General features: G+C 65.1%; 8 protein-coding genes. 2 read left to right on the top strand and 6 right to left on the bottom strand.

The window, feature by feature from the left end; translation table 11 throughout:
* The coding region (locus J7024_RS35375) for an autotransporter family protein (RefSeq protein WP_234745924.1) at positions 1-1,191 on the top strand (1,191 nt) is incomplete at its 5' end.
* Between the two features lie 141 nt (positions 1,192-1,332).
* Here J7024_RS35375 and J7024_RS35370 read toward each other — a convergent pair.
* The 6 genes from J7024_RS35370 to J7024_RS35345 all read right to left on the bottom strand — a co-directional run bounded on the left by J7024_RS35370 (position 1,333) and on the right by J7024_RS35345 (position 7,204).
* Complete coding sequence (locus J7024_RS35370) at positions 1,333-2,058, bottom strand: amino acid ABC transporter ATP-binding protein (protein WP_124827134.1); 726 nt, start codon at positions 2,056-2,058, stop codon at positions 1,333-1,335.
* Positions 2,055-2,732: a glutamate/aspartate ABC transporter permease GltK gene (gltK, locus tag J7024_RS35365; protein WP_124827135.1), complete on the bottom strand. Its 678-nt coding sequence runs from the start codon at positions 2,730-2,732 to the stop codon at positions 2,055-2,057. The genes J7024_RS35370 and gltK overlap by 4 nt, the downstream gene beginning before the upstream one ends.
* On the bottom strand, positions 2,732-3,472 hold the full coding sequence (locus tag J7024_RS35360; RefSeq protein WP_124827136.1) for an amino acid ABC transporter permease: 741 nt from the start codon (positions 3,470-3,472) through the stop codon (positions 2,732-2,734). The genes gltK and J7024_RS35360 overlap by 1 nt, the downstream gene beginning before the upstream one ends.
* Positions 3,473-3,556: 84 nt before the next feature.
* On the bottom strand, positions 3,557-4,450 hold the full coding sequence (locus J7024_RS35355; RefSeq protein WP_175750751.1) for a glutamate/aspartate ABC transporter substrate-binding protein: 894 nt from the start codon (positions 4,448-4,450) through the stop codon (positions 3,557-3,559).
* A 252-nt stretch (positions 4,451-4,702) separates the two neighbouring features.
* Entirely contained in the window at positions 4,703-5,989 is a 1,287-nt protein-coding gene (locus J7024_RS35350) for a Glu/Leu/Phe/Val family dehydrogenase (RefSeq protein WP_124827138.1), read from the bottom strand.
* Between the two features lie 261 nt (positions 5,990-6,250).
* A complete protein-coding gene (locus tag J7024_RS35345; protein ID WP_124827139.1) occupies positions 6,251-7,204 on the bottom strand; it encodes a LysR substrate-binding domain-containing protein in 954 nt (317 codons plus the stop codon).
* A 252-nt stretch (positions 7,205-7,456) separates the two neighbouring features.
* Between J7024_RS35345 and purB the strand changes: the two genes are divergently transcribed.
* Positions 7,457-8,845 (top strand): adenylosuccinate lyase, encoded by a 1,389-nt coding sequence (gene purB / locus J7024_RS35340; protein WP_124827140.1) that lies wholly within the window; start codon positions 7,457-7,459, stop codon positions 8,843-8,845.
* Positions 8,846-8,865 lie beyond the last annotated feature (20 nt).

Here is an 8,865-nt window from a genome sequence, read left to right as displayed (position 1 = left end):
GGCGACGGGATTCCTGTGGTCGTCACGGCCAACGGCGGCACGACCACCGCATCGGCGTTCCATCTCGCGGGCCCGGTGCAGGCCGGCGCGTACGAGTACCGCCTCTATCGCGGCGGACAGGGCGACGCGAACGGCTGGTACCTGCGCTCGCAACTCGATCCGACCGATCCCGGCGACCCGGTCGATCCGACCGGCACTGGCAACGGCAACGGCGGCAATCTCGCCTATCGTCCGGGTGTCGCGGGCTATGCGATGACGCCGCTGCTGAACGCCGACTACGGCTTCTCGACGCTCGGCAGACTGCATGAACGCGTCGGCGACGTCTACAACCTCGAGAAGCAGGCGCCAGGCAACCGCGACGGCGTATGGGGCCGCATCGGCGGACAAAGCCTCGATGCGAACGCGGGCCGCTTCGCGGCGGACGAACGCACGTTCTTCGCGCAGTTCGGCAAGGACTGGACGCTCGACCAGGCAAGCGCCGGCGGCAGCACGCACGCGGGCGTGACGGCGAGCATCGGCGTCGCGAATGCGAGCTTCAGCGACCTGGCGCGCGCCGATACGCAGGGCCTGTCGACTTCGACGGGCTCGGTCGAAATGCACGCGCAGAGTATCGGCGGCTACTGGACGCGCTATCTGTCCGACGGCACGTACTTCGACAGCGTCGGCCAGGTGACGCACTACGGCAACCGCTACCGCGACAGCTACGGCAACGAGGCATCGCAGAACGGCTTCGGCGTCGCGCTGTCGCAGGAAGTCGGCAAGCCGTTCGGGATCGGCGGCACGCCGGTCGCCGTCGAGCCGCAGGCGCAGTTGATGTACCAGTACCTGAAGCTCAACGGGTTCAACGACAACGTGTCGGCCGTATCGGGCACGACGGCCAACGCGCTGCGCGGGCGCGTCGGCGTGCGCATCTTCCGGCCGAACCTCGATGCGAACGCGGGCGGCGGTGCCGCGACGCCGTACTTCATGGCCGATGTGCTGCACGACTTCCTGTCGCCGGGCCAGACCGTCGTCGGCGGCACGCCGTTCGCGACGCACCTGGGCCGCACGTGGTACGAGCTCGGCATCGGCGTGACCGCGGGCTTCGGCAAGTCGGGCGAGCTGTACGCGAACGCGAAATACGCGCGCAACATCGGCGGCGACTACCGGCGCGGGATCACCGGCCAGGTCGGCTATCGCTACAGCTGGTAATGCGTGACACGCGAGCCCGTCCGCCGCCGTCGGTGGGCGACGGGCAGCCGGCGACGGGCAGCCGGCGAAAAAAAACCGCCTGGTGACTGGCCAGGCGGTTTTTTCATGGGCGCGCACCAAGCGCGCACGCGTTGCGAACGCTCAGTGCAGGATCTTCGCGAGGAAATCCTTCGCGCGCTCCGACTTCGGATTCGAGAAGAAATCGTCCTTGCGGTCGTCCTCGACGATGGCGCCCTTGTCCATGAAGATCACGCGATGGGCGACCTTCTTCGCGAAGCCCATTTCGTGCGTGACGACCATCATCGTCATCCCTTCCTGCGCGAGCTCGACCATCACGTCGAGCACTTCGTTGATCATCTCGGGATCGAGCGCGGACGTCGGTTCGTCGAACAGCATCGCGATCGGGTCCATCGACAGCGCGCGCGCAATCGCGACCCGCTGCTGCTGGCCGCCCGACAACTGGCCCGGATACTTGTGCGCATGCGCCTTCAGGCCGACGCGGTCAAGCAGCTTCATGCCCTTCTCGTTCGCCTCGTCCTTGCCGCGGCCGAGCACCTTGATCTGTGCGAGCGTCAGGTTCTCGGTGATCGACAGGTGCGGGAACAGCTCGAAATGCTGGAACACCATCCCGACCTTCGAGCGCAGCTTCGACAGGTTCGTCTTCTTGTCGCCGACCGACTGGCCGTTCACGAGGATCTCGCCCTGCTGGAACGGCTCGAGGCCGTTCACGGTCTTGATCAGCGTCGACTTGCCCGAGCCCGACGGACCGCACACGACGACCACCTCGCCTTTCTTGACCTCGGTCGTGCATTCGGTGAGGACCTGAAACTGGCCGTACCACTTCGAAACGTTCTTGATGGAAATCATCTTGTGACCTTTTTCTGGAGACCCTTGACGAGAACAGACGCCAACGAGCAAATCACGAAATAGCATGCGCCCGCGAACAGGACCATCTCGACGGTCGTGCCGTCGCGATCGCCGATGTTGGCGGCCGTGCGGAAGAAGTCCGCGAGACTGATCACGTACACGAGCGACGTATCCTGGAACAGGACGATCGCCTGCGTGAGCAGCAGCGGCACCATCGCGCGGAACGCCTGCGGCAGGATCACGAGGCGCATGGCCTGCGCGTAGTTCATGCCGAGCGCGAACGCGGCGTTCACCTGTCCGCGCGGCACCGCCTGGATGCCGGCGCGGATGATCTCGGAATAATACGCGGCTTCGAACAGCGAGAACGCGACCATCGCCGAGGCAAGGCGGATATCGATCGTCGGCGACAACCCGAGCACGCCCTGCAGCAGCTGCGGCACGATCAGGAAGAACCACAGCAGCACCATCACGAGCGGGATCGAGCGGAACACCGTCACGTACGCTTTCGCGAACCACGCGAGCGGCTTCACGCCGGACAGCCGCATCAGCGCCAGCAACGTGCCCCACACGATGCCGACGACGATCGCGATCAGCGTGATCTGGAACGTGACGATCGCACCTGACCACAGCGTCGGTATCGCGCCGGGAATACTACTCCAGTCGAACTGATGCATCACTTGCCTCCGATGTAGCCGGGCAGCCGCGTGCGGCCTTCGATCCAGCGCATGAATGCCATCACCACGAGGTTGATGAGCACGTACGCGAGCGTGACCGCGATGAACGACTCGTAGGTCTGCGCGGTGTAGTCGACGAGCTGACGCGCTTGCGCGGACAGGTCGAGCAGGCCGATCGTCGACGCGACCGCCGAGTTCTTGAAGATGTTCAGGAACTCCGACGTGAGCGGCGGCACGATGATCCGGTACGCAACCGGCAGCAGCACGTAGCGATACGTCTGCCATTGCGTGAAGCCCATCGCGAGGCCGGCCGCGCGCTGGCCCTTCGGCAGCGCGTTGATGCCCGAGCGCACCTGTTCGCACACGCGCGCGCCCGTGAACAGGCCGAGACAGATGATCGATGCGGTGAAGAACTGCGTGCTTGGCGGCAACTGCTTGATCCAAGTGCCGATCGACGCGGGCAGCAGCTCGGGTATCACGAGGTACCAGACGAAGAACTGCACGATCAGCGGGATGTTCCGGAAGATCGACACGTACACGGTGCCGATCGCGGCGAGCCATTTGTTCGGCACAGTGCGCAGCACGCCGAACAGCGAACCGACGATCAGCGCGATGACCCAGGCGGCGAGCGACACCTCGATCGTCACCCAGAAGCCGGACATCAGCCATCCGAAATAAGTCGTCGGCTCGCCGGTCGAGACGGGGCTCAGGAAGATGCCCCAGTTCCAGTGGTAAGACATGGGCAAGACTCCAGCAAAAAGAAACGGAAGAAGCGTGGCCTCTTCCGTTTCAGTAGCGTCATTTCTGCATCAACGGCCGTGTGGTCAGTCGAGCGCCTTGTCGTTCGGGTTCGCGTACAGCTTCTTCATCGAATCGGACAGCGGGAAGTTCAGGTTCAGCCCCTTCGGCGGGATCGGGTTTTCGAACCACTTCGCGTAGATCTTCGCGGCTTCGCCCGACTTCTCGACTTGCGAGATCGCGTCGTCGACGACCTTCTTGAAGTCGGCATCGCCCTTGCGCATCATGCAGCCGTACGCCTCTTCCGATTGCGGCGTGCCGACGATCACCCACTCGCCCGGCTGCTTCGCCTTCGCGCGCTCGCCCGCGAGCAGCGCGTCGTCCATCATGAACGCGACCGCACGGCCCGATTCCAGCGTGTTGAACGAATCGCCGTGATCCTTCGCGCTGATGATGTTCATGCCCATCTGCTTTTCGTTGTTCATCTTGCGCAGCAGGCGCTCGGACGTCGTGCCGGCAGTGGTCACGACCGTCTTGCCCTTCAGGTCGGCGAAGTCCTTGATGCCCGAATCCTTCTTCGTCATCAGGCGCGTGCCGATCACGAAGATCGTGTCGGAGAACGCAGCCTGCTGCTGACGCTCGGCGTTGTTGGTCGTCGAGCCGCACTCGATGTCGACCGTGCCGTTCTGCACGAGCGGGATGCGGTTCTGCGACGTGATCGGGATGTTCTTGACCTGCAGGTTCGGCAGGTTCAGCTTCTTCTTCACCGCGTCCACGACCTTCATCTGGAATTCGCGCGAATAGCCGACGACCTGCTGGTTCTGGTCATAGTAAGAGAACGGGATCGACGATTCGCGGTGCCCCAGCGCGATCACGCCCGTGTCCTTGATCTTCTTCAGCGTGCCGGTCTCCTGTGCATGCGCGCCGCTCGCGAACGCGCACAGCGCCGCGACCATCAGGACTGCCTTGTGGTATTTCATTTTGGTCATCTCCTTGGCTAAAACCTGCGCCAGTGTATCAAAGTAATATTTTTGAAAGAACTGGTTGTTTACCGCATGACGACTCGCCCTGCGCGAAGCCGTCCTCCCGGCTTCGGGCACCCCGAATGCGCGCGCGGGCGGTGCCGGATTCGGCACCGCCCGCGAGGGCTCATGCACGCAATCGGGTGGATTGCGTCACGATTTGATCGAAGCCAACCGGCATGACCGTCGAGGCCGGCCGGCGACGCCCGATCAGGGGTACAGGCCGCGCATTTCGCGCGCCATCAGGATGCGCTTGCACGCGACGATGAACGCCGCCGTACGCACCGACACCTTGTGCTCTTCCGCGACCGCCCACACGCCGGCGAACGCTTCGCGCATCACGCGCTCGAGACGGTGGTTGATCTCGTCTTCCGTCCAGAAGAAGCTCGAGAAATCCTGCACCCACTCGAAGTACGACACGGTCACGCCACCCGCGTTCGCGATCACGTCCGGGATCACGAGCACACCGTTCGCGCTCAGGATGTCGTCGGCCGCCGTCGTCGTCGGGCCGTTCGCGCCTTCGACGATGATCTTCGTGCGGATCTTCGCCGCGTTCTTCTCGGTGATCTGGTTTTCCAGTGCCGCCGGGATCAGGATGTCGGTCTCGACCGTCCAGAACTCGTCGTTGGCCATCGGCTCGGCGCCTTCGAAGCCCGCGACGCCGCCCGTGCGTGCCACGTGGTCGAGCAGCTTGTTCGAGTCAAGGCCGGCCGGCTGATAGATCGTGCCCGTGTGATCCTGCACCGCGATCACCTTCGAACCCGCTTCCTGGAACAGCTTCGCCGCGATGCCGCCGACGTTGCCGAAGCCCTGCACCGCAATGCGTGCGCCTTCGATTTCGAGGCCCTTCTTCTTCGCCGCTTCGCAGCCGACTACGAACACGCCGCGGCCCGTCGCTTCCTTGCGGCCGAGCGAACCGCCGAGCGAGATCGGCTTGCCGGTCACGACGCCGGTCGACGTCTGGCCCTGGTTCATCGAGAAGGTGTCCATCATCCACGCCATCACCTGTTCGTTGGTGTTGACGTCCGGTGCCGGAATGTCGGTGTTCGGGCCGATGATGATGCCGATTTCGCTGGTGTAGCGACGCGTCACGCGCTCGAGCTCGCCGCGCGACAGCTTGCGCGGGTCGACGCGGATGCCGCCCTTCGCACCGCCGTACGGCACGTTCACGGCCGCGTTCTTCACCGACATCCATGCGGACAGTGCCATCACTTCCGACAGCGTCACGTCCTGGTGGTAACGCACGCCGCCCTTGCCCGGACCGCGCGACACGTTGTGCTGCACGCGATAGCCTTCGAAGTGCGCGACGGTGCCGTTGTCGAGCTCGATGGGCACGTCGACGATCAGGATGCGCTTCGGACGCTTCAGCGTTTCCAGCCAGCGCGACAGCGAACCGAGATACGGTGCGACGCGATCGACCTGCTGAAGGTAGTTGCCCCACGGGCCGAGATCGTCGGCATGAAGGTAGGACGGAATGGACTGCAGTTGCGAAGACATGGACGCTCCAACGTTCAACGGATTGCGCACATTGTCGAAAAACCCGTTTTTTTTATCCAATGCCGTTTGCTTATTCGATTATGCGTTTCTTGCATGATCGCGATTTTTCGCAAATCCGCGGTCGATTTGCGCAAGAACGCACGCGATCGGTCGTGCATCGCGTGCGTGAAAAATCGTTCTGGGAATATGCGGAACGCCCGCCGGACAGGCGTCCGACAGGCGTCGCAAGGCGCTCGTCAGCGAACGTGCGACCGGTTGCCGTCAATCCGTCGTTTCGCGCAACTCGTCGCGCACGACTTCCCACAGCGCGCGCACGAGCTTCTGCCGCGGATCGTCGCCCTGCAGCGCGAGCTTGTCGCAGTAGAGCCGGATCTCCATCGTCAGCGTGAATGGATGCGTGCCGCCGCGCGCGGCGCGGTCGAGCCGGATCAGGCGGCCGCCGGCCACCGCGTCCTCGACCGCGCTGTGCGGCAGGAACGCAACGCCATGCCCCGCGAGCGCCATCGCCTTCAGCCCTTCGGCCATGTCGGTTTCGTACACGCGATCGAGGAACAGCGACGTCGGTGCGTTCGCGACGATGACTTCGGTCATCCGGCCGAGATACGCGTTCGGCGTATACGACAGGTACGGCACGCGCGCATCGGCCGTGCCCGGCAGCGTGTAGCGCGGCCGGCCCGCGCGGCCCGGCGCCGAGAACGCGCTGATCGGCTCCGCGCCGAGCACCAGCATGTCGTAGCGGGCCGGATCGAGCGCGACCGGGTGGCTGGGGTGGTGATAGCCCATCACCAGATCGCAGCCGCCCTCGACGAGCGACAGCACCGCGTCGTGCACGTTCAGCGCGCGCAGCCGCGTGTGGACCTGCCCCATCTTCGCCTCGATCCGCTGCAGCCAGCGCGGGAAATACGTGAGCGACAGCGTGTGCGGCACCGCGAACTCGATGGTCGGCACCGGCGCGCCGACGTGGCCGCGCAGCAGCGTGCGCGCCTCGTGCGCCTGCGACAGCATCGTCAGGGCCTGCTCGTAGAAGATCTGGCCGGCCTGCGTGAGCCGCGTCGGATAGACCGAACGATCGATCAGTTCGGTAGCGAGCCACGCCTCGAGCGCCTGGATGCGCCGCGAAAACGCGGGCTGCGACACGTGCCGCAGTTCGGCGGACCGGCTAAAGCTGCGCGTTTCCGCGAGCGAGACGAAGTCTTCGAGCCATTTCAGTTCCATGCAGGCGGGCGCGGCGGCGGCGGTCGGGAAGAAGTCTGCATTCTACCGGCGGGCGGGCCCGGCCGACCGTGTTGTCCATGCTCCGCCGGCCGTAGCCGAGCGGCCCGGCGATCCGGCGCGGGCGCTCGCCGGGGCGCCGATCGCCCGTCGCGGCGGCGGCCGGCTCCGGTCGGCCGGGCTCGACCCGCGCCAATGGTAAAATGTCGGATTCTCCTCCCCCTCGTTCGCCCCGGCTCCAAGGCCCGCCCGATCATGTCCGACACTCGTCCCGATACGCTTTTCGCCCTCACCGCGCTCTCGCCCATCGACGGCCGCTACGCCAGCAAGACCGAAGCGCTGCGCGACTGGCTCTCCGAAGCCGCTTTCATGCGCCACCGCGTCACCGTCGAGGTGCACTGGCTGATCGCGCTGTCGCGCGCCGGCTTCGCGGAAGTCCCGCGCTTTTCCGAAGCGTCCGAGCAATTCCTGCTGCAGCTCGCCGAGCGCTTCACCGCGCACGACGCCGCGCGCATCAAGGAAATCGAGCGCGTGACGAACCACGACGTGAAGGCCGTCGAATACTGGCTGAAGGAATCGGTGAAGGGTCAGGCCGAACTCGAGAAGGCCAGCGAATTCATCCACTTCGCGTGCACGTCCGAAGACATCAACAACACGTCGCACGGGATGATGCTCGCCGGCGCGCGCGAGCACGTGATCGTGCCGGCGCTGCGCACGGTGCACCAGCGCCTCGTCGCGCTGTCGCACGCGCTGGCCGAACAGCCGATGCTGTCGCGCACGCACGGCCAGCCGGCCAGCCCGACGACGCTCGGCAAGGAACTCGCGAACGTCGCCGCGCGCCTCGCACGCGCAATCGCACGCATCGAGAAGGTCGAGATCCTCGGCAAGATGAACGGTGCGGTCGGCAACTTCAACGCGCACCTGTCCGCGTATCCGGAATTCGACTGGGAAGCGTTCTCGCGCGACGTGATCGAAAACCGCCTGAAGCTCACGTTCAACCCGTACACGATCCAGATCGAGCCGCACGACTACATGGCCGAGCTGTTCGACGCGGTCGCCCGCGCGAACACGATCCTGCTCGACCTCGACCGCGACGTGTGGGGCTACATCTCGGTCGGCTACTTCAAGCAGAAGACGAAGGCCGGCGAAATCGGCTCGTCGACGATGCCGCACAAGGTCAACCCGATCGACTTCGAGAACTCGGAAGGCAACCTCGGCCTCGCGAACGCGACGCTGCGCCACCTCGCCGACAAGCTGCCGGTGTCGCGCTGGCAGCGCGACCTGACCGACTCGACGGTGCTGCGCAACATGGGCGTCGCGCTCGGCTACTCGCTGCTCGCATACGACTCGCTGATCCGCGGCCTCGACAAGCTCGAAGTGAACCCGCAGCGCCTGAACGAAGATCTCGACAACTGCTGGGAAGTGCTCGCGGAGCCGGTGCAGACGGTGATGCGCCGCTACGGCATCGAGAACCCGTACGAGCAACTGAAGGAACTGACGCGCGGCAAGGGCATCACGCGCGAAGCGCTGCAGGAATTCGTCGGCACGCTGGCGATCCCGCAGGACGCGAAGGACCGCCTGCTCGCGATGACGCCCGCGTCGTACATCGGCAAGGCCGTCGAACTCGCGAAGCGGATCGCGTAAGCGCCGCCGTCGCCGGACGG

Source organism: Burkholderia sp. WTPI3 (assembly GCF_021483755.1).
Taxonomy (GTDB): domain Bacteria; phylum Pseudomonadota; class Gammaproteobacteria; order Burkholderiales; family Burkholderiaceae; genus Burkholderia.
Note: the sequence above shows the minus strand (reverse complement) of the source record. Positions and strands in the feature narration are given on the sequence as shown.